The 20,114-nt window shown below is 66.8% G+C and carries 19 protein-coding genes; 8 read left to right on the forward strand and 11 right to left on the reverse strand.

Annotated features, from left to right (window positions below; all coding sequences use genetic code 11):
- Positions 1-13 precede the first annotated feature (13 nt).
- The gene (locus FVA74_RS11625; RefSeq protein WP_147722635.1) at positions 14-544 is read right to left on the reverse strand and encodes a DUF4352 domain-containing protein; all 531 of its coding nucleotides are present in this window, start codon (positions 542-544) and stop codon (positions 14-16) included.
- 215 nt (positions 545-759) lie between these two features.
- On the opposite strand from FVA74_RS11625, the gene FVA74_RS11630 reads away from it, so the two are divergent.
- On the forward strand, positions 760-1,707 hold the full coding sequence (locus FVA74_RS11630) for a phosphodiesterase (RefSeq protein ID WP_147722637.1): 948 nt from the start codon (positions 760-762) through the stop codon (positions 1,705-1,707).
- A 1-nt stretch (position 1,708) separates the two neighbouring features.
- On the opposite strand, the gene FVA74_RS11635 is transcribed toward FVA74_RS11630, so the two are convergent.
- Positions 1,709-3,241 (reverse strand): stealth family protein, encoded by a 1,533-nt coding sequence (locus FVA74_RS11635; RefSeq protein WP_147722639.1) that lies wholly within the window; start codon positions 3,239-3,241, stop codon positions 1,709-1,711.
- 82 nt (positions 3,242-3,323) lie between these two features.
- On the reverse strand, positions 3,324-3,545 hold the full coding sequence (locus tag FVA74_RS11640; protein WP_147722641.1) for a hypothetical protein: 222 nt from the start codon (positions 3,543-3,545) through the stop codon (positions 3,324-3,326).
- Between the two features lie 169 nt (positions 3,546-3,714).
- Here FVA74_RS11640 and FVA74_RS11645 point away from each other — a divergent pair, with 169 nt between their 5' ends.
- The 4 genes from FVA74_RS11645 to FVA74_RS11660 all read left to right on the forward strand — a co-directional run bounded on the left by FVA74_RS11645 (position 3,715) and on the right by FVA74_RS11660 (position 6,984).
- Complete coding sequence (locus FVA74_RS11645; RefSeq protein WP_147722643.1) at positions 3,715-4,131, forward strand: DUF2510 domain-containing protein; 417 nt, start codon at positions 3,715-3,717, stop codon at positions 4,129-4,131.
- 112 nt (positions 4,132-4,243) lie between these two features.
- Positions 4,244-4,903 (forward strand): hypothetical protein, encoded by a 660-nt coding sequence (locus tag FVA74_RS11650; protein WP_147722645.1) that lies wholly within the window; start codon positions 4,244-4,246, stop codon positions 4,901-4,903.
- A 12-nt stretch (positions 4,904-4,915) separates the two neighbouring features.
- Positions 4,916-5,683: an IclR family transcriptional regulator gene (locus FVA74_RS11655; RefSeq protein WP_147722647.1), complete on the forward strand. Its 768-nt coding sequence runs from the start codon at positions 4,916-4,918 to the stop codon at positions 5,681-5,683.
- 110 nt (positions 5,684-5,793) lie between these two features.
- A complete protein-coding gene (locus FVA74_RS11660; protein WP_147722649.1) occupies positions 5,794-6,984 on the forward strand; it encodes a 4-hydroxybenzoate 3-monooxygenase in 1,191 nt (396 codons plus the stop codon).
- A 445-nt stretch (positions 6,985-7,429) separates the two neighbouring features.
- Here FVA74_RS11660 and FVA74_RS11665 read toward each other — a convergent pair whose 3' ends face one another.
- From FVA74_RS11665 to FVA74_RS11685, 5 genes are read right to left on the reverse strand one after another with little or no spacing between them, the layout of a single operon-like run.
- Complete coding sequence (locus FVA74_RS11665; protein ID WP_168220126.1) at positions 7,430-8,416, reverse strand: zinc-binding dehydrogenase; 987 nt, start codon at positions 8,414-8,416, stop codon at positions 7,430-7,432.
- Between the two features lie 26 nt (positions 8,417-8,442).
- The gene (locus FVA74_RS11670) at positions 8,443-9,435 is read right to left on the reverse strand and encodes a zinc-binding alcohol dehydrogenase family protein (protein WP_147722653.1); all 993 of its coding nucleotides are present in this window, start codon (positions 9,433-9,435) and stop codon (positions 8,443-8,445) included.
- Between the two features lie 37 nt (positions 9,436-9,472).
- The gene (locus FVA74_RS11675; protein ID WP_147722655.1) at positions 9,473-10,282 is read right to left on the reverse strand and encodes an amino acid ABC transporter ATP-binding protein; all 810 of its coding nucleotides are present in this window, start codon (positions 10,280-10,282) and stop codon (positions 9,473-9,475) included.
- Positions 10,283-10,284: 2 nt separating this feature from the next.
- On the reverse strand, positions 10,285-11,220 hold the full coding sequence (locus FVA74_RS11680; protein ID WP_147722657.1) for an amino acid ABC transporter permease: 936 nt from the start codon (positions 11,218-11,220) through the stop codon (positions 10,285-10,287).
- 27 nt (positions 11,221-11,247) lie between these two features.
- Positions 11,248-12,228 (reverse strand): transporter substrate-binding domain-containing protein, encoded by a 981-nt coding sequence (locus tag FVA74_RS11685; RefSeq protein ID WP_147722659.1) that lies wholly within the window; start codon positions 12,226-12,228, stop codon positions 11,248-11,250.
- Between the two features lie 385 nt (positions 12,229-12,613).
- On the opposite strand from FVA74_RS11685, the gene FVA74_RS11690 reads away from it, so the two are divergent.
- Positions 12,614-13,552, forward strand: coding sequence for a DMT family transporter (locus FVA74_RS11690; RefSeq protein ID WP_240792231.1), 939 nt, complete (start codon positions 12,614-12,616; stop codon positions 13,550-13,552).
- A gap of 37 nt (positions 13,553-13,589) precedes the next feature.
- Here FVA74_RS11690 and FVA74_RS11695 read toward each other — a convergent pair whose 3' ends face one another.
- A complete protein-coding gene (locus tag FVA74_RS11695) occupies positions 13,590-15,254 on the reverse strand; it encodes a helix-turn-helix domain-containing protein (RefSeq protein WP_147722662.1) in 1,665 nt (554 codons plus the stop codon).
- A gap of 188 nt (positions 15,255-15,442) precedes the next feature.
- Between FVA74_RS11695 and FVA74_RS11700 the strand changes: the two genes are divergently transcribed.
- Complete coding sequence (locus FVA74_RS11700; RefSeq protein ID WP_147722664.1) at positions 15,443-17,479, forward strand: NADPH-dependent 2,4-dienoyl-CoA reductase; 2,037 nt, start codon at positions 15,443-15,445, stop codon at positions 17,477-17,479.
- A 64-nt stretch (positions 17,480-17,543) separates the two neighbouring features.
- Here FVA74_RS11700 and FVA74_RS11705 read toward each other — a convergent pair whose 3' ends face one another.
- Positions 17,544-17,834: an iron-sulfur cluster assembly accessory protein gene (locus FVA74_RS11705; RefSeq protein WP_147722666.1), complete on the reverse strand. Its 291-nt coding sequence runs from the start codon at positions 17,832-17,834 to the stop codon at positions 17,544-17,546.
- A gap of 121 nt (positions 17,835-17,955) precedes the next feature.
- Positions 17,956-18,153, reverse strand: coding sequence for a multidrug transporter (locus FVA74_RS11710; protein WP_147722668.1), 198 nt, complete (start codon positions 18,151-18,153; stop codon positions 17,956-17,958).
- Positions 18,154-18,242: 89 nt separating this feature from the next.
- On the opposite strand from FVA74_RS11710, the gene FVA74_RS11715 reads away from it, so the two are divergent.
- Positions 18,243-20,102, forward strand: a complete 1,860-nt coding sequence (locus FVA74_RS11715) for a bifunctional diguanylate cyclase/phosphodiesterase (protein ID WP_147722670.1) — start codon at positions 18,243-18,245, stop codon at positions 20,100-20,102.
- The last annotated feature ends 12 nt before the right edge of the window (positions 20,103-20,114 follow it).

Below are 20,114 nucleotides of genomic sequence, written 5' to 3' on the forward strand. Positions count from 1 at the left end.
ACAGACGGATGCCCTAGAAGCTCACCTCGAACGATTCGATCCCCGACCACGGGCTCGTCAGCTCGACGCGCTCCAGCAGCTGGTCCTTCGGCATGTCGAAGAAGAGGGTGGACTCGACGGACTCTCCCGCGTCGAGCGCCTGCATGCCGCCGTCGGCGGCCGTCCCGGCCCAATAGTCGGGGAAGTACTCCACGTCGGAGGCGAGGCCCTTGACCTTGAGCTGTGCGAGGTCAATCGTCTCGTCCGTGCCGTTTTCGACATTGACCCCGACGGTGCAGTACTGGCCCACGGCCGTGAACTCGGGCTTGTCCTCGCCCACGCCGCTGATGCCGCAGATGCGACGTGTCACCGAGACCGCGACGCCATCTTCGCTCGCGAATGCCTTGCCCACGTCGGAGTTCGCGGCCGGCGCCGAAGGCGGTGCCGCGTCTCCAGCGCAACCGACGAGCGAGACGCCCAGCCCGGCGACAGCGAGGGCGACAGCGACTGAACGGCCGGAGCGGACCCAAGCGCGGCTCATCCGAGCGGTGACGTGCTTGGGCATGGAGCACCTCCAGGGCGTCTTTCAACATCGAAAGGAAACAATGCGGCCACGGCCGCGTCGGGTAAGACCCAAGTAAAGCGCGCGCATCACCGCAAGTGGCAGTCCCCACAATGGGTGCCGACAGCCCCTTCTCCCGCGCGACACACCCCGAACTGGGGTGCGAATCGCCGCCTCGCGTTAGTGCGCCGTTCGGATTCGAATGATGGACTGGAGTCATGTCCGGTTATACGGCCGCTCACCGACGGCCCGACCATTTCGTCCTGCACCTCAGCGACACCCACCTTCTCGCTGGAGGCAAGCGCCTCTACGACCGTGTCGACAGCGAAGCGCGCCTGGCTGAACTCTTTGCGCGCTTGGAAGCATCCGGTGCTCGCCCGGAGGCGATCGTGCTCACGGGCGACCTCGCCGATCACGGCGAGCCGGAGGCCTACGCGAAGCTTCGCGCGATCGTCGAACCCGCGGCGGAACGCCTGGGCGCACAGGTCGTGTGGGTCATGGGCAACCACGACGACCGGGGCGCGTTCCGCGAGCAACTGCTCGACCAGCACCCCTCGACCAGGCCCGTCGACCGCGTGCACGACATCAACGGCCTCCGCATCATCACGCTCGACTCGACCGTGCCGGGCCACCATCACGGCGAGGTGAGCGACGAGCAGCTCGACTGGCTCGCCGAGGAACTCGCGTCACCCGCACCTCATGGCACGATCCTCGCGATGCACCACCCGCCCGTGCCGAGCGTGCAAGACCTCGCGGTGCTCGTGGAGCTTCGCGACCGCGGGCCCCTCGCCGAGGTCGTGCGAGGCTCGGACATCCGGAGCATCATCGCGGGCCACCTGCACTATTCGACGACCGCGACCTTCGCCGGCATCCCCGTCTCGGTCGCATCCGCCACCTGCTACACGCAGGACCTCGCGGGCGAGTTCGGTTCGACCATGCCGCGCGACGGTGCGCAGTCGTACAACCTCATCCACGTCTACGACGACACCGTCATGCACACGGTCGTGCCCGTCGCAGCCTCCTCGACGCTGTCGTACACCTCGACCGACGAGACGGCGCAGATCCTCGCCCGTCACGGGGTGAGCATCCTGCCTCCGGCCAATGCGCCCGTGCCGGCGGAGCCGCCGCTGACGACGGGAGTGCTCGACCTCATGCCCGTCGGGTAGCTCAGTCGCTCGGGCTCTCCCATGGCGCCGCGATCGGGAAGTAGTGCTCGAGGAACCCCAGCACCGCTTCGGCCCGCTCCATCGCGTCGAGCTCGGGGAAGGAGCCGTCGTTGAGGCAGAAGAAGTCGTAGTCGCGCCGCTTCAGCAGTCGCTTCATGTCCTTCACACCCTGCCGCGCGGTCGTGTCGACGTAGCGCACCCTGGCCGTCGGCTGGATGACCGCGCGCCCCGTCATGAGTGCGTAGTAGTGGTAGAAGGAGTTGGTCACCGAGATGTCGGTGGCCTGCCGGAACTGTGCGGCGGCAGTGCGGGCGAACTCCTCGGGGAACTCGGCCTCCAGCTCCTGCAGCACTGAACGGCGCAGGGGCGCGGCGGCATGCTCGAGGTGGTTCGTGATCGTCACGCCGAAGCGGTCTTTGAGGAGCCTGCGGTTGGTGCGTGCCGCATTCTCGAAGCCGCTGCGGCTGGGATGGTTCTGCCCCATGCCAATGCGCGTCTCAGACAGGATGAACTTGCTCACGCCGCCGGGAGAGAAGAACATCTCGGGCCCGACCGCGCGGCCGAAGAACATGTCGTCGTTCGAGTAGAGGAAGTGCTCGCTCAGCCCCTCGATGTGGTGCAGTTGGCTCTCAACCGCGTGCGAGTTGTGGGTCGGCAGCACGCTCGTGTCGGCGAAGAACTGCTCGCTCCGCAGTAGCGTGACCTTCGGATGCTCGGCCAGCCAGGCGGGCCGCGGCGAGTCGGTCACGATGTAGATGTTGCGGATCCACGGCGCGAAGAGGTGCACCGAGCGAAGCGCGTACTTGAGTTCGTCGATCTGCCGGAAACGCGCCTCGTGGTCGTCACCTTCGCCCACGACGTAGCTCGCCATGCGCGCCGCACGCTGCCGCTGGTACTCCTCGGATGACCCGTCGACCCACGAGAAGATGATGTCGATGTCGAAGGTCACATCGAGGCTCGAGGGTTCGAACATTCCCTGCAGGGTCGGCCACTGCCGCCCATAGAGCTCGACCGTGTCACGCACGATCTCCGAGGTGGGGGTGTGGTGCCGCTGCAGGATGTTGGGGCGCGGAGCGATGACCTGGCCACGGATGTCGTCCCACTCCCACAGCTCGACCGGAACACCGTTCTCGTGGTCGTAGCGCAGGGTGCCGTGCTCAGAGATGCGGGGACGGTACAGAGTGAAGGCCCGCGCCTCCGGGTCGGGTGACAGCCTGCCCTCCGCGAGCGGCACCGAACTCCCAACGACGGATTGGTCGACGCGGATGTCGCGTGCAGCGAGGTCTGCCCTCGCGGCCTTCGCCATCCTCATGGTTCGCGAGCGGAAGGGTTCCGCCTGGCACGCCGAGGCAAGAGCGGCTTCGAACCGCTCACGCTCGGCGAGATCGATGACGACGACCGGACGCGGGTCCTGCCTGCGCACGAGGAAGTAGTCGATGCCGTTGGCGGTCAGCACATCCCGCACGAAGTCGAGGTCAGCGCGGAACGCCTGCCACGGAGTGAGGCCGTCGCAGCCAAGGGAAGAGAGAGTCATGTAGGCCCAATCGTTCGAGCCTGGGCCCACATGAGTGAAGGAGCCCGTCAGCCTTCCCCAGCATAACGAGGCGCGTGGTCGGTCACTGCGCCGATGAGAGCCCCCGCGCAATCTCCGCGATGCGCTCATCGCTCAGCTCAACGCCTGTCTCGCGTACCCGCTGCCGCAACATCTGCTCTGCTGATTCGTGCGTGTGGCCCTGACGAAGATCTGAGCGCACCTGCTCGATGATGCCGTCGAGACGCTGCTCATTGCTGGCGTCGTCGCTGCCGTCCTGGATGGGGCCGTCCTGTGTCTCACGCATGACGCCATCGTGCGCCGGGCACCCTACGGTTGCCTGAATGCGCGGCCGCCGCGGCTGTGCGGGAGGTTTCAGCCAAGAAATCGCGTGGAAACTGTGCGATTCGCCCTCCGGGTACGGCTGTTGTCGCGAGAGACTATGTCTGGATCCGCGAAGGGACAACACGCGCACCATGCCTGAGCTCCACAACATACGACTGCCCGCCGGGTGGTACCCCGACCCCAGTGGGGCCGATCACCGTCGCTGGTGGGACGGCAAGACGTGGACGCAGCACACCGCGCCATTCCAGCGGCCCGCCCCCGTCTACGACGTCGTGGACCTCGTGGAGCAGAAGGCGACACTGCGCGACGGCGAGGAAGCCGAGACATCCGCAGCCGCAGCGCCCCGTCGCATCCGCACCGCCGCCCGCATCGGCCGTGGCCTTGCGGCCCTCGCACACAAGCTGCCGTTCGGGCTTCCCGCTCCAGCGGACGATCCACAGGAAGACAGGGTCGATGGGCCTCCGCCCACGCCGCCAGCTCCACCGGCCCGCGCCAAGGGCGCTTCCGCCAAGAAGTCCGCGCCCCGGCGGCCGCGCGCCCGCCACTGAGCTGGGCACTCGCCCCCGAAGCCGAGCACTCACCCCCGAAGCGGGGATGCCGCTACACCTCACCGACTGGTTACCGTGAACCGAATCGTCACAGACCGGAGGGGGACCGGGCGTGAGCTTTACCGGACAGGAATACCCGAACCAGTCCGCACCGGGGTTCCGCGACCCTCGCGCGCTCAGCGAGGAGGAGTGGCGAGCCTCGCTGCCATCGTTCGGGCAGCAGCTCGGCACTGGTCTCAGGCCCACGGACCCCCTCAGGCAGTCGGAAACCATTGCCCGCGCCAACTCCCGAATCCCGTCGGCATCATGGGACACGGGGCCCGTCCGCAGCAACACCGCGTGGGTGTGGTGCCTAATCGCGACGCCCTTTGTCGGTAGTGCCGCGGCAGCGCCCGTTGCAATCATGATCTTCGGCCTCGAACACTTCATCGCGGTTGCTCGGGCACAAGACGACGGCTCGATGGCGGCCAGCCTGACGGTGTTCGTCGTCGCGACAACCCTGACGATCGCCGCGCTGGTACTCCTCTTCGCCGTCAAGGACCGCTCTGCTTTGCGGCGGCTGGGGCACGAGGAGACGGCGGCGCCGTGGCTCGCACCGCTCTGGCCGCTTTTGTACCTCGTCGTCCGGACCACGTTCGCTCGCAGGCAGGCAGGGAGCGGCGCTGCGCCGCTCGTGGTGTACCTGGTCCTGCAACTCGGCCCGCCGGCGCTCGGCGTCGCGGCGGCTGCCCTCCAGGCTGCGTCAGTAGCCTCCGGCTCGAGCGCCCCGTGAGACGCTGAACACATGGCCAACTCGCCGAGTGGTGACTCCCTCATCTCTCGTGTCGTTCGCATCCTCGAGACGTTCGACACGGATCGCACGAGCCGTAGCGTCTCGGATATCGCACGGCGCACGGGCATCCCGTCGTCGACGACCCACCGGCTCGTCGCAGAATTGAGCGAGCACGGCCTGCTCGAACGCGACGAGCGCGGCAACGTGCACGTCGGGATGCGCCTCTGGGAGCTGGCCATGCGCGGCTCGCAGGCGCTGCGACTTCGCCAGATCGCGATCCCGTTCATGGAGAGCGTGCAGGCGAAGGTGCGCCAGCACACGCAGTTGGCGGTGCTGGAAGACGACGAGGCCCTCTTCATCGAGCGGCTTTCGAGCCGCGACTCCGGCGCGAACATCACACGGATCGCGGGGCGCCTGCCGCTGCACGCCTCGTCGTCCGGCCTCGTGCTGCTGGCCAATGCGGATGCCGCGCTGCAGGACCGCGTGCTCGCGGGCGAGTTGCAGCAGCGCTCGGCCGAGACCGTGACCGACCCCGCTCGTCTGCGCTCGATGATCGGCGAGATCCGACGCATCGGGCACGTCATCGCCCCCGGCTACATCGCACCGGAATCGGTGGGTGTCGCGGTACCGGTCAAGGGCCCGGGTGGCGGCACGATCGCGGCGCTCTCTGTCGTGCTCCCTCGCGACCACGGCGACGTCGGAACCGTCGTGATGTATCTCAAGTCGGCCTCGACGGGGATCACCCGCGCAATGCGCGATTCACAGAATCTTTCCCATTGAACAGGAACTGAGTTCATGCTCGGCCCAGGGCTCTCCACAATGGCAGCAGGGCCCACGACAGGCCTCCACTGACACTCGCGGCACCGGGCCGCGCCGACAAAGGAGTCCCCATGACCGAGACGATCCGCACCCAGGTCGGCATCATCGGGGCCGGCCCTGCCGGCCTCCTGCTCTCCCACCTCCTCGACCGCGCGGGCATCTCCTCGGTCGTGATCGACAAGCGCAGCCGGGAGGACATCGAGAAGACGATCCGCGCCGGCATCCTCGAGCAGGGCACGGTCGACGTGCTCGTCAACACGGGCGTCAGCGACCGCGTGCTGCGCGACGGCCACAAGCACGACGGCATCGAGCTGCGCTTCCAGGGCGAGGGCCACCGCATCGACTTCCCGTCACTCGTCGGCCGTTCCGTCTACCTCTATCCGCAGCACGAGGTGCTGATCGACCTCATCGCCTCGCGCCTTGCCGCGGGAGCAGACATCCGCTTCGGCGCCAGCAATGCGGCGCTGCACGGCCAGCTCAGCGACAGCCCAAGCATCAGCTTCACGGATGATTCGGGGCAGGATCTCGTGGTCGAATGCGACTTCATCGCGGGCACCGACGGCTCGCAGGGCATCGCCAAATGGTCGATCCCCGAGACCGATCGCCGCGACTTCTTCCGCCCCTACCCCTTCGCCTGGTTCGGCATCCTCGCCGAGGCGTCGCCCAGCAGCGAGGAGCTCATCTACAGCGCGGGCGACAACGGCTTCGCCCTCATCAGCCAGCGAAGCGAGACCGTGCAGCGCATGTACTTCCAGTGCGACCCCGAGACCGACACGAACACCTGGGGCGAGGAGCAGATCTGGGATGAGCTGCAGGCGCGCGTGCCCGGCCACGAGCTCAAGCGCGGGCACATCTTCCAGAAGGACGTGCTCCAGTTCCGTTCCTACGTCTGCGAGACCATGCAGTACGGCCGCATGTTCCTCGCGGGGGACGCGGCCCACACGGTGCCGCCGACCGGCGCCAAGGGCATGAACCTCGCGGTCGCCGACGTGCTCGTGCTCGCCGACGCCATGACGGCCTACTTCGACAACGGCAGCACCGAGAAGCTCGACAACTACGCTCCGACCGCGCTCAAGCGCATCTGGCGCGGCCAGCAGTTCTCCTACTGGATGACGTCAATGCTGCACGCGACACCCGACGAGCACCCCTTCGACAAGCAGCGCCGCTACGGCGAACTCGAGACGGTCACGAGCTCGCCCGCCGGCCAGACCTACCTCGCAGAGGCGTACACGGGGTGGCCCTTCGACGTCAGCTATAGCTAGGTCGTCACCGCCCTCGCAGGCTCGGTCGGCGCTGGGGTCGCGCGACCGCTCCGCGCTCGCCTCGAGCTCCACCGCGCGGGTGGCCCTTCGACGTCAGCTATAGCTAGGTCGTCACCGCCCTCGCAGGCTCGGTCGGCGCTGGGGTCGCGCGACCGCTCCGCGCTCGCCTCGAGCTCCCCGCGCGGGGTGGCCCTTCGACGTCAGCTATAGCTAGGTCGTCACCGCCTCGTCGCCGGCCTGGGGCGGGCAACGGAGGCCGGCGTGCCTGCACTCTGCTCCATGCGGGCAGGAGCACAGCCGGGAAGCAGGCGGCGTCACGGCACAGTGGCCTCCCGGCGTTGTCACTCGAGGCATGGACGTGGCACGCAGCCTTCCCAAGGGAAGGCGCCTCGCGCGCAAGAAAAGGCCCGGGGTCGCTCTGAGCAACCCCGGGACCGGTGCATTCCTAGAAACGGATCGCGATCTTACCGACCGACGTTCCCGACTCAATGAGTCGGTGCGCGTCGCCGACACCCTCCTTGCTGAAGGGGAAGACAGCCGTCGGCGCCTGCAGTCCGTCGCGCTTCAGCCAGTTCGACAGGAAGTCGAGGGCGGGCCGGTGCTCCTCCGTGCCATAGAGGGTTGCACTCGCGGCGACGACGAACTTCGCGCACTTGTTGTAGTAGAGGTTCGAACCCTCAGCATCAAGGATGCTCAGCCCCTCAAGCGCATTGGAGAGCATGATCATCCCGCGGAACTTCAGGGCCTTGAGGTCATTGACGAGGGTGCTTCCCGCCACGTGGTTGATAGAGACATCCACGCCCTCACCGTCGGTGAGGCGAAGGACCTCGTTCTCGTAATCCGGGTGCTCCGCTCGGGAGATCACTTCGTCCGCGCCGTTGGCAATGCAGGCCTCACGCTTCGACTCGTCAGAGACCACCGCGATCACGCGGTTGCCGTTCTCCTTCGCGACGAGCGTGAGCATGGTGCCGAGGCCACCCGCCGCCGAGTGGATGAGCACAGTGGCATCCGACGCGATGGGGGTGAAGTGGTGGTACATGAGGTACGCGGCTGGCAGGTTGAAGCTGTAGACCACGGCCTCCTCGAACGACGCCTCGTCCGGGATGAGTGTCGTGCGGGATGCCGGCGCCACCGACAGTTCCTGGTAGGCGCCGCCACGCACGAGTTCCGCGCTGACGCGGTCGCCTACGGCAAGACCCTCAACCCCGTCGCCAACGGCGACGATCGTGCCGACGACCTCGGAACCGAGCACCGACGGCATCGCGGCCTTCCACCGCAGGTAGCCTCCGCGACGGATCAGGGTGTCGGCGTAGATGACACCTGCGTAGGCGTTCTTGATGAGCACCTCGCCGGCGCCCGCCGTGGGCTCCGGGGCGTCGATGAGTTCGAAGGAGTCGGCGTCGCCGAACTCGCGGGTGAGAAGAGCTTTCATTTGTGGATCCTTTGTGAGGTCGTGTGTCAGAACTTGATTGCGAGCTTGCCGACGGTCTTGCCCGTCTCCAGCCGCTGGTGGGCCTCGCTGATGCCCTCCGCGGTGAAGGGGTAGACCTCTGCGAGCCCCTGCAGGTTGTCTTCCTTCAGGCATTCGCTGAGGTAGTCGAGGGCAGGGCGGTGCTCAGGCGTGCCGTAGAGCGTCGCGCTCGCTGCCATCACGATGTTCGGCGAGCCGTTGACGATGAGATTCTTGAGTTCCCAGTCCGCCTCGGGGAAGCCCTGGATGATGTTGGTGAGCATGAGCTTGCCGCGGAACTTGAGCGCCTTCAGGTCGTTGCGCATCCACTCGCCCGCCATGTGGTTCATGGTGACGTCGACGCCGCGACCGTCCGTCAGTCGGAGCACCTCGTTCTCGTAGTCGGGGTGCTCGGACGTGACGATCACGTCATCCGCGCCGAAACTGAGGCATGCCTCGCGCTTCGCCGGGTCAGAGACGAGGCCGATGACCCGGTGCCCGTTCTTCTTGGCGACGAGGGTCAGCATGGAACCGAGACCTCCGGCCGCGGAGTGGATCAGGATGTCGCGATCGCTCTCAGGCGACAGCTCTACGAAGTTGTAGTAGATGAGGTATGCGGCGGGCAGGTTGAAGCTGTGCACGACGGCCGCCTCGAAGGATGCCTCGTCGGGGATCACCGTCGTGCGGGTCACGGGGGCGACGGAGTACTCCTGGTAGGCGCCTCCCCTTACCATCTCGGCACTGACTCGGTCACCCACCTTGAACTCGGTGACACCGTTGCCCACGGCGCTGATGGTGCCGACCACTTCGGACCCGAGCACAGTGGGCAGCTCTGCGCGCCAGCGGGCATACGCACCCGAGCGAATGAGCGTGTCAGCGTAGATCAGGCCCGCATAGGCGTTCTTGATCACGACCTGTCCCTCTGCGGGCTCAGGAATCGGTCGCTCTACGAGCTCGAACTGCTCGGTGCCGCCGAAAGCGTTTGTTACTACGGCCTTCAATATCTTGTCCTTTCACATCGGCCTGGGGCCGCGCCGGTCAGAGAACGCTCTTCATGAAGCGCTGCGTGCGCGCTTCCTTGGGATTTCCCAGCACTTCGGCGGGAGGGCCCTGCTCGACGATGACGCCGCCGTCCATGAAGACGACCTGGTCTGCAACGCTGTTTGCGAAGCCGATCTCATGGGTTACGACGAGCATCGTCATCCCCTTCTCTCCGAGCGAACGCATCACGTCGAGCACCTCGCCCACAAGCTCGGGGTCGAGGGCAGACGTCGGCTCGTCGAAGAGCATGACGCGGGGATGCATCGCGAGTGCCCTGGCAATCGCGACGCGCTGCTGCTGCCCTCCCGAGAGCTGCGCGGGGTAGTGATTTGCGTGTGCCCTGAGCCCCACGTCGGCCAGGAGCTCGAGGGCCTCCTTGGTGGCCTGCGCCTTGCTCCGACCGAGCACACGGATCGGCGCCTCGATGATGTTCTCGAGTGCCGTCATGTGCGGGAACAGGTTGAACTGCTGAAACACCATTCCCATGGACTGGCGCTGCTTCGCAATCTTCGACGTGTTCAGCGCGTGCAGTCCGTCACCGTCAGGCCGATAGCCGATAACCTCCCCATCGACCACGACGAAGCCTTCCGTCGGCGTCTCGAGGTGATTGATGCAGCGCAGCATGGTGCTCTTGCCGGATCCGGACGGTCCGAGCACGCACATGACTTGGCCTTCGACTAGCTCCAAGTCGATACCCTTCAGCACCTCGATCGATCCGAAGGACTTGTGGAGATTGACCACCTGGACGACGGGTGACAAGTTTTTGTCGCCCACCGATCGCTCCTTGGTTGCGAGTGACGTTTCCATCTCTAGTTCCCTTCCTCGAGCTCGACGCGGCGAGGGCCGCGGTCGGAGTAGCCACGGTTGTAGTTGCGCTCCAAGAAGTGCTGTCCGATCGAGAGGATCGTCGTCAGCACCAGGTACCAGAGGCACGCGACGATCAGCAGCGGGATGATCTCGAAGGTCTGCGAGTAGATGAGCTGCACCGAGTAGAGAAGTTCGGGCAGCGCGATCACGCTGACGAGCGCTGTCGCCTTGAGCATGCTGATGACCTGGTTGCCCAGCGGAGGCACGATCACGCGCAGCGCCTGCGGCGCTATGACCCTGCGGAAGTTGAGGAACGGCGTCATCCCGAGGGCGAACGCGGCCTCCTTCTGCCCCTTGTTCACGGAGATCAGTCCGCTTCGGATGATCTCGCTGACGTAGGCACCCTCGTTGAGCCCGAGCCCGATGAGCGCCGCAACCCACACGGTGATGAACTGGTTCGTGCTCGCCTCGAAGAACGTCGGCCCCCACGGGATGCCGAGAGCGATCTTCGGGTACAGCACCGAGAGGTTGAACCAGAAGATCAGCTGCACGAGCAACGGGGTGCCGCGGAAGAACCACTGGTAGAACCCGGCGATAGCCTTGAGGGTTAGGTTGCTCGACATCTTCATCAGCGCGATCATCACGCCGATCGCCAAGCCGAGCGACATCGCCGCGACAGTGAGCACCACGGTGTTCCGCAGGCCTTCGAAGACCGCCGGGGCGAAGATGTACTTCGCGATGACGGGCCATTCGACCCGTTCGTTTGTCATGAAGCTGTAGACGACCGCGAGGAAGACGATCAGCACCACGATCGAGGCTGCTGTCTGCCACGGATGCCGCTGCCGCTTGACTGCCGCGTCGCGCCGGACCTCCACTCCTTCCGACACGAAGACGGAGCCACTGCGTGTTGCTCGAAGGTTGACAGGTGAACTACTCATGTGACGTTCCCTTTACCGTGACGTCCCTTACGGAACGATGATTGCCTCGTCGACTCCGCCGAAGCCGCTGTTCCACTTGTCGAGAATCGCCTGGTGGGTGCCGTCTTCGATGATGACGTTGAGAGCGTCCTTGATCACTTCGGCGAGCTCCTCCCAGTAGTCGGACTCGCGCGCGAGCGCGATCCCCGACGAACCGGGACGTACGTCCTCGTGCACCGATACGAGAGTCGGCGAGTCGAAGCGGTAGACCGACTTGAAGCTGTCGGGCTGCTGGCTCATGAGGTAGACGTGCATGTCGGTGGCCGAGATCTGCACATCGATGCGGTCCGCGTCAAGTGCGAGGACCGCCTCGTTGATGGTCTTGAACGTCTGCAGCTCGATGCCAGGGAGACCTGCCTCAACGCAACCGGGCTGGTAGATCGTCTCGTACTCCGGAACCTGGATCGAGCCGGCGATGAGTCCGAGGCGCTGGCCGCAGAGGTCGAGCAGGCTGTCTGCTGTGAAGTCCGAGTCCTCGCGCACCAGCATGCTGATGTCGGTGGAGTGCGCGATCACGAAGGTGACCTCTTCGGTGCGGGCAGGCGTGGCCGCCCACGACGACATGACGGCGTCGTAGCGACCAGAGACGAGACCCGGGAGCATGGAGTCGAACGAGGTCTTCTCGAACTTGAGGTCGAGGTCGAGCACGGCGCCAAGGGCCTGCGCTGTCGAGACCTCCCAGCCGCGAAGGTCTCCGCCCTCCGGCGGCGCGATGACAGCGGTGGGGTAGATGTCGAGAGCGATGCTGAGGTGGCCTTTGTCGCGGATCTCCGCAGGCACGCGGTCAGCCAGTTCCTGGACGACCTCAGGGCGGGGAATCTCGGTGAAGGGTAGGTTGCCGTCATCGACAGGGGCCGTGGTCGGTGCCGACGAGCAGCCGGCGAGGAACACTGCACCGACGACGAGCGAGCCCATACGCGTAGCGATGGAAAGCCGGCCCTTGCCGGGCTCCGGTGAAGATCGGAACATGTTGCCTCCTTGCTGCTTGGTCCTGCCATCCGGCACCAGGGGGGCGCATTCCACTCTCTGGACCTGCAGGAATCTGTTGGTAGTCGCATCAGTTTGTCGATCACGACAGCGAGCGAGTATGGATTCCGATGCCAAGGTTTAGGGCCGCGTTTGGCCCGCGTCGCCAAGCGCCGCGACGCGCTTCGCCATGGCGGGAAGTGAATCGTCCGATACGTCGCATCAATTGGCGCAATCTGCCAAGACACGGCGCCCAGCAGGGCATCGCACGCCGTACACAAGGGCCGTGCCACGCCTCAGTCTTGACGAGGTGATCTAACGCAGCGCCGCGAACGAAAGCAGGAGCACAGCTTTGCCACAAGACCATGCCCAACCGCGAGGACCGAGGGTGACAGGGCGTCGGGCGCGGTACCACCTGCCATTCGCCTTGCTCGGGGCGGGCATCGCCGGTTCCTTCATCGCCATCCAGTCACGCGTGAATGGCGGACTCGCCCAGCAGCTCGGCGACGGCATCGTCGCGGCGGCGATCTCACTGCTCGTCGGGCTCAGCGTCCTGTGCATCATCGCGTGCCTATCACCCCAGTTGCGGACCGGACTGCGCCGCGTCTTCTCGGGCCTGCGCTCCGGGCAGCTCCAGACCTGGACCCTTGGTGGCGGCCTCATGGGGTCGCTCTTCGTGCTCTCCCAGTCCCTCCTCACCCCCGCCGTCGGCATCGTGCTCTTCACCCTGGGGATCGTCGCCGGGCAGGCCACCGGCGGCCTCCTGATGGACCGCACCCTGATCGGTCCAGCGGGGCGGGTATCCCTCACCCCCCAGCGTGTGCTGGGTGCCGTGCTCGTCGTGCTCGCAGTGCTCATCGCCGGATGGGACACGCTGGGGCATGATCTGGCCTCGTGGCTCGTTGTCGCCCCCGTGGTCGTGGGGGTCGGGGTCTCATGGCAGGTCGCGATCAATGGAGTGCTCCGCGAGACCGCGGGCAGCGCCATCGCTGTGGCCTTCGTCACCTTCCTCGTGGGTGCCGCCGCCCTGGTCGCCTGCGCTCTCGTATCCATCGCATTCCACGGATGGCCCCCGGCATGGCCGACATCCCCCTGGCTGTATCTCGGCGGGGTGTTCGGCATCGTCTTCGTCGCTGTCTCGACTTCGCTCGTGCGGATGGTCGGGGTGCTGCTCCTCGGCATGGCGAGCGTGGCCGGCCAGCTGCTCTCATCGCTAGCCATCGAATGGATGGCGCCCCTCACCGATGGGGTCTCGACAAGCATGATCGTGGGGGCGAGCCTCGCCCTCGTCGCGGTCGCGCTTGCGGCCATCCCCGCGCGTCGCTGACGGACGAGCACCCCCACGCGGGGAGCTCAGGATCCCGTCAATGGCTTGCCCACTGGGTGCGAGTCAGCCGATCCTGGAGCCGGACGGCCCATTCGACCCGGAACCTCTGGTCCGGGTCGCGGAAGCTGATCTCGAGGATTTCCTCGATGCGTTCGACGCGGTACCGCACCGTGTTGAGGTGCACGTGCAGCCGCTCTGCCGTTCGCTTGAGGTGGCGGTCCTCAGCGAAGTACGCGATGAGTGTCTTGACATAGTCGCCCCCGCCACTGCCGTCCCGATCGGCGAGGCTGCCGAGCACCGAGTTGACGTGGCGCTGGATCGTCTCGCGCGTGGCATCGGCAGGAAAGGCGTCGAGCGTCCTGTCGTAGAGAGTGGCCAGCTGCTCGGGCTCGTATCCGGTGGAGAGGTCGAGGGTCAGAAGTGCTCGGTAGTACGACCCGGATAGCTCTCCCAGACTGTGGACCTTGGGGCCGAGCACAGCGCGGTACTGCGTCCCCCGGATGCCCGGCAGCAGCTCTCCCCCGACATAGCCGAGGATCTGCTTGGAGCTGTGCTGCGCCACAGGCAGGAGACCGATGATGTCTCCCCGATAGGAGAGCGCAAGGGAGTCCGGAAAGTACCTCCGGATGGCGTCGCGCACGGTGCCGACCGAGGAACTGGGCGCGGTGCCCGTCTGTCCCACGGCTCGCACCACGAGGGCGCGCAGAGGACCTTCGATGCGCGCTCCGAGCAGGGCGGCGTCCATAGTGAGTGCTCGCTCGTCCACCTCGGCCTCCAGGAGACGCTCAAAGAAGCGGTTGCTGAGCCGCATCTCTGCCGCGAGCGACGCCGACTTGCGCATGAGCTGCAGGTCGATGACGTTCACGACCGTCTTGGCGAGGGTCATCTCCGCGCGGGTGAATGCCCTGCGGCCGTAGAAGACCAGTCGTCCCGTCTGCAGGGGGCTGGTCTCCACCGCCCACAGTTCCCACGGGCTGATGTCAACCGCGATGCCGCTCACACTCGTGAGCACTCGCCCGGCGTCATCCTGCAGGTCGAGCCGCACCTGCAGGCGATGGGCGACGACCTCCATGACGCGTTCCGGTTCCTCCGTTTGGGTCGCGGTCTCGAGGAGCACGCGCGTCTGGTAGACGACGTCCTCGTTCTCCTTGAGCTCCTCGGAGAGCCTGCGTATCGTCTCCTGATCCAACTCGGACGACTTCAGCTTCGCGACGGTTGTCGTCAGGCAGTCGGCGATGAATTCGAGCTCGGAGAGTTCGGAGCGTTCGAAGTGCCTCACCTCCCGCTGCCCCACATAGAGCACGCCGAAGGTCTCTTCACTCGCGAGAAGCGGCGCGGCGGCAACCCCGACGATTCCCTCCTGGTTGATGAGGCGCGCCCGTTTGGGGTACTCGAGCAGGGGGTCGTCCTGGTAGTCGTAGTCGGGGTCGGCGAGCGCTCTGCCCTCGGCTATCGCCTGGCCGCCGATCCCCAGGCCTAGCTCGAGCTTCCAGGCGGACATCATTTCTGCGGTGCGCAGACCGGATGATCCAGCCATGTACATGATCGCATCCTCGCGTACGCCGACCCAGGCGAGGTCGCTGTCGAGCAGGCGACGCGCGTGCTCTGCTGCGAAATAGGCAGCTTCGGTCACGGTCCGTGCGGCAAGGAGCTTGCGCTGGAACTTGGACCGCTCTACCGCAGGCGCGGCCTCAAGAACCACTAGACCGCCTCGCTACTACCACTCGAGCAGAATACAGGCAAGGTCCACGGTGGTTTGACCACGGCCTGGGACCACATGCCGGCGACTGCGATGTGGATGCCACCAAAACCTCGCGCCGGATGGGGCACGACGTTGTCACTCCCGATAGCCGACTACGGGCCAAGCAGGCCCCCCGCTAGCCTGACGCCATGACGACGCCGTTCCCGAAGCTCCTCGCGCCCCTCGACCTCGGATTCACGACGCTCGAGAACCGCGTCATCATGGGCTCGATGCACACCGGTCTCGAAGACAAGGCCTCGGATGCGACGAAGCTCGCTGCTTTCTTCGCCGAGCGCGCGCGGGGCGGCGTGGGGCTGATCGTGACGGGCGGCTACGCCCCGAGCATCCGCGGCTGGTTGTCGCCGTTCGGGTCGAAGCTCAGCAGCAGGCGGGAGCTGCCGCGGCACCGCACGGTCACGGAGGCCGTGCACGCGGAGGGCGGCAAGATCGCGCTGCAGATCCTGCACGCGGGCCGCTACGGCTACCACCCGCTCAGCGTCTCAGCCTCGGCGATCAAGTCGCCCATCACACCCTTCACCCCGCGGGCCTTGAGTGCGAGGGGCGTCGAGCGCACGATTGACTCCTACGCCCGCACGGCACGGCTGGCGCGCGAAGCCGGCTACGACGGTGTCGAGATCATGGGAGGCGAGGGGTACCTCATCAACCAGTTCCTTGCGGAGCGCACCAACCACAGGACGGATGCCTGGGGCGGCTCCCCCGAGAAGCGTCGCCGTTTCGCCGTCGAGGTCACGCGCCGCATGCGTGCCGCGGTCGGCGATGACTTCATCATCCTGTTCCGCCTCTCGATGGCGGACTACGTGGAGCAGGGCCAGACCTGGGACGAGATCGTGACGCTCGCGCGCGAGATCGAGACGGCCGGCGCCACCATCATCAACACCGACATCGGCTGGCATGAGGCCCGCGTGCCGACGATCGTCACGAGTGTGCCGCGCGCAGCATTCGTCGACATCACGGAGCGCTTGGCTCGCGAGGTCACGATCCCCGTCGCGGCCGCGAACCGCATCAACATGCCGGAGGTCGCGGAGGGCATCCTGAACCGGGGTGCGACGGCCCTCGTGTCGCTCGCCCGCCCGATGCTCGCCGACCCCGACTGGGTGCGCAAGGCGGCGGCGGATGCGAGCGATGAGATCAACACCTGCATCGCCTGCAACCAGGCCTGCCTCGACCACACCTTCGAGCGCAAGCAGGCGAGCTGCCTCGTGAACCCGCGCGCGGGACGCGAGACCGAACTCGTGTTGATGCCGACCAAGCGCGCCAAGCGGGTCGCGGTCGTCGGCGCCGGCCCGGCTGGGCTCTCGGCGACCGTCGCGGCCGCCCGCCGCGGCCACCACGTCACGCTCTTCGAGGCGAACGAGCACATCGGCGGCCAGTTCGACATCGCCCGCCGCATCCCCGGCAAAGAGGAGTTCTCCGAGACGATCCGCTACTTCACCAGGCAGCTCGAGCTGCTCAAGGTTGACGTGCGGCTCGGCAGGAGAGCCGCGGCATCCGACCTGGTGGGCTTCGACGACGTCGTCATCGCGACGGGCGTGACGCCGCGCATCCCGGCGATCCCCGGCATCGACCACCCGAGCGTCATGACCTACGCGGATGCCGTGCTCGGTCGTCGCGAGATCGGCGGGCGGGTGGCCGTGATCGGCGCGGGCGGCATTGGCGTCGACGTGAGCGAGTTCCTCACGGAGCACACGCTGCGCGACGTGAACCCGACGGCGGAGGAGCTTGCCGAGTGGAAGCGCGAGTGGGGCGTCACCGACGACGGCACGGTGCCGGGTTTCCTCGTGAAGCCCCAACCGTCACTGCCCGCGCGTGAGGTGACCCTCCTGCAGCGCAAGCCGGGCAAGATCGGCATGGGCCTCGGCAAGACGACGGGGTGGGTGCACCGCGCGGCGCTGAAGCACAAGCGCGTGCGCCAGTTGAGCGGCGTCAACTATGAGCGCATCGACGATGAGGGCCTCCACATCACCTTCGGCCCGGAGCGCAGCGACGCTCAGGTGATTTCGGTCGACAACGTGATCGTCTGCGCGGGACAGGAGAGCGTGCGCGACCTCGTCGAGCAGCTGGAAACGAATGCGAAGGCGCACGTCATCGGCGGAGCGGACCTCGCATCCGAACTCGACGCCAAGCGTGCGATCGAGCAGGGCACCCGGGTCGCGGCTGCCCTGTAGGCCGATCTCAGAACTCAGGAAGGCCGAGCCTTCCTGAGTTCGAGACGAGTGAGGCGCTGTTGACCTACGCGGTCTGCTGGCCGATCGCGAAGCTGACGCTGCCGTCGCTCGCAACCTGCGCGTCGAGCACCTTGTCGGCGAGGGCGATCCGTGCACCCTCGTCGAGGAAGACGCGGGCGCCATCCTGCTCGAGCACCTGGTCGCTGGCCTCGGGAGCTTCGACGACCGAGACTCCGAGTTCAGCATTGGCCGCGGTGCCCTCGGAGTTGATGCGAAGACCGGCGCTCTCGACATCCGGGTTCTGGTCGATGATGGCCTTGACGACGTTGCTGGCGGTCTCGGTGAGGGTGAGCATGGCGCTCCTTCCAGTTCGGGGTTGGCCCCCCACGCTCCCGCAGAGTGAGGCGCAGCTCAAGCCACGGCGGTGCTTTGTGCGGGCATTCCCACCTGCCTTGCACGGGATGCTCAGCGGCCCGTTACTCCCCCGCGTCGCCTTCGCCCGGCCTCACCGGCGCGTCGTCGCGCCAGTCGATACGGGTGTTGCCCTCGGGCGTCGTCGTCACGTCGATGCGGGGTGCGGCATCCTCTTCGACCGCGTCTGGCGCGGCCGTGAGCTGGTCGTGCCGCTTCTCCTCGAAGGTCATGTCGTCATCGTCGCTGTCGCGGGGTTCCATGACACCATCGTGCCCCTGGTCATGCCAGACTTACAGGGGGCGACCCGAGCCCTGTGAGCTCACTGCACAGTGAAGCGACGGAAGGCACAGTGACCACTATCGAGACGGGGCGCCTCGACAACGGCGACGAGACCGCCGCTGAACTTGCACGCCAACGAGACACGAGCGAGATGCTCCTGTCGGTCGCCCGGGCGCTGTGCGAACCGACAGACCTGCCGGCCGTGTCACAGATCATCGCCGACGCCGTGCCGACCGTCTGCCAGGTCGACCGAGGCGCCGTCATCCTGTGGGACGAGATGACCGACACCTTCGTTGTCTCCGCCGTCGCGGGCTGGTCCGGCGCACTGAGTCGCCGCCTCGGCCTCTGGGCCGGCACCCCGTTCTCGGCACCCGCGCTGTATGACCTCATGCGTTCCGGCGGGCCCGTGCTTCTCGACGGTGCGCATGAGGACTGGACGCACGAGATCGTCAGGGATTTCGACATCCGCGCCCTCGCCCTCGTGCCCATCACGGTGTCGGGCCGCTCAATGGGCTTCGTGGCGGCGCACTGGGCCGACACCGAGCCCCCCGCGCAACTCGACGAGATCACGCGCAGTCGCCTCACCGGCCTGGCAGGTCTCGCCGGGGTTGCGCTCGACAACAACCGTCTCGCCAATGAGATCGAGTGGAACGTCGAGCACGACCGCGTCACGCGCCTCCCCAACCGCCAGGCGCTCGAGCGCACCCTCGCAGGCATGGTGGAACAGGCGGATGCCGCGGGCAGGGGCACGGTCGTGATCGTCTGCGACATCGACCGCTTCAAGCGCATCAATGACCGCCTCGGACAGCAGGCCGGCGACACGGTGCTGCAGGAGGTGGGCGAACGGCTCAAGCGGGTCGTGCGCCAGGGTGACACGGTCGCGCGCTACGGCGGCGACGAGTTCGCGATCACCTTCGCCCGGGCGACGCACCCCGACGAGGTCGCACCCGCGATCGCGCGCATCCAGCGCTCCTTCAAGCATCCGATCGCGGTCGAGGGCCAGGATGTCGTCGTCTCGCTCTCGCTCGGCATCTCCTCACTCGTCGAGATCGGCACGGAGGGCTCCGTCGCCGAGCGCGCGCAGCGCCTGGCCGCGAGCGCCGAGTCCGACCTCATGGCCAAGAAGGCTGGCCGCCGGCTGGCACGGGGCGCCACCGCCTCCGACGATGAGCTGCAGCTCGACACCGACCTGCACGGCGCCGTCGTGCGCGGCGAGATCTTCGCGGTCTACCAGCCGCAGATCGACGTGCTCTCCGGTCGCGTCGTGGCCGTCGAGGCGCTCGCCCGGTGGAATCACCCCACGCGCGGCCTCGTGCGCCCCGACCAGTTCATCGCCCTCGCTGAGGAGAACGGCACGATCTCCGAGATCGGCACCCAGGTGCTCCGCTCCGCCTGCCGGGACGCACTCGCGTGGGGCGCCGCGGGCTACCCGGTCGAGGTGTCGGTCAACGCCTCGGTCGCACAGTTGGAGACCGACGGCTACGCGGCATCCGTCGCCCGCGACCTCAAGCTGCTCGGCTTTCCCCCGGAGCGGCTCACGATCGAGGTGACCGAGTCGAAGGTCGTCACCGACATGAGCGTGGCGCAGTCGGAGCTCCGGGCGATCCACGAGCTCGGCGTGAGCATCTCGGTCGATGACTTCGGCACAGGCTTCTCCTCGCTCACGCAGCTCAGCAACCTGCCCGTGAGCGAACTCAAGATCGACCGCTCCTTCGTCGGGCGCAAGGACCGTGCGGGCGCCAAGATCATCGCGGCCGTCGTCGGCCTCGGCCACGGCCTCGGCCTGCGCGTCGTTGCGGAGGGCGTCGAGACCGAGGAGCAGCTCAGCGTCCTCAGCGAGCTGCGCTGCGACCGCTCGCAGGGCTACCTGCATTCCAAGCCGGTCGACGCCGATGCCCTCATGACCCTGCTCCAGCGCCAGTCGGACTGAGCAGCCGAAGCG

Source organism: Salinibacterium sp. dk2585 (assembly GCF_008001035.1).
Classification (GTDB): Bacteria; Actinomycetota; Actinomycetes; order Actinomycetales; family Microbacteriaceae; genus Homoserinimonas.

Excerpts from the sequence above, each read along its gene's own strand:
- FVA74_RS11680 (WP_147722657.1), bottom strand. The coding sequence starts at position 11,220 with ATGAGTAGTTCACCTGTCAACCTTCGAGCAACACGCAGTGGCTCCGTC.
- FVA74_RS11645 (WP_147722643.1), top strand. The coding sequence starts at position 3,715 with ATGCCTGAGCTCCACAACATACGACTGCCCGCCGGGTGGTACCCCGAC.
- FVA74_RS11660 (WP_147722649.1), top strand. The coding sequence starts at position 5,794 with ATGACCGAGACGATCCGCACCCAGGTCGGCATCATCGGGGCCGGCCCT.
- FVA74_RS11710 (WP_147722668.1), bottom strand. The coding sequence starts at position 18,153 with ATGGAACCCCGCGACAGCGACGATGACGACATGACCTTCGAGGAGAAG.
- FVA74_RS11675 (WP_147722655.1), bottom strand. The coding sequence starts at position 10,282 with ATGGAAACGTCACTCGCAACCAAGGAGCGATCGGTGGGCGACAAAAAC.
- FVA74_RS11665 (WP_168220126.1), bottom strand. The coding sequence starts at position 8,416 with ATGAAAGCTCTTCTCACCCGCGAGTTCGGCGACGCCGACTCCTTCGAA.
- FVA74_RS11685 (WP_147722659.1), bottom strand. The coding sequence starts at position 12,228 with ATGTTCCGATCTTCACCGGAGCCCGGCAAGGGCCGGCTTTCCATCGCT.
- FVA74_RS11705 (WP_147722666.1), bottom strand. The coding sequence starts at position 17,834 with ATGCTCACCCTCACCGAGACCGCCAGCAACGTCGTCAAGGCCATCATC.
- FVA74_RS11630 (WP_147722637.1), top strand. The coding sequence starts at position 760 with ATGTCCGGTTATACGGCCGCTCACCGACGGCCCGACCATTTCGTCCTG.
- FVA74_RS11640 (WP_147722641.1), bottom strand. The coding sequence starts at position 3,545 with ATGCGTGAGACACAGGACGGCCCCATCCAGGACGGCAGCGACGACGCC.
- FVA74_RS11635 (WP_147722639.1), bottom strand. The coding sequence starts at position 3,241 with ATGACTCTCTCTTCCCTTGGCTGCGACGGCCTCACTCCGTGGCAGGCG.
- FVA74_RS11625 (WP_147722635.1), bottom strand. The coding sequence starts at position 544 with ATGCCCAAGCACGTCACCGCTCGGATGAGCCGCGCTTGGGTCCGCTCC.
- FVA74_RS11700 (WP_147722664.1), top strand. The coding sequence starts at position 15,443 with ATGACGACGCCGTTCCCGAAGCTCCTCGCGCCCCTCGACCTCGGATTC.
- FVA74_RS11655 (WP_147722647.1), top strand. The coding sequence starts at position 4,916 with ATGGCCAACTCGCCGAGTGGTGACTCCCTCATCTCTCGTGTCGTTCGC.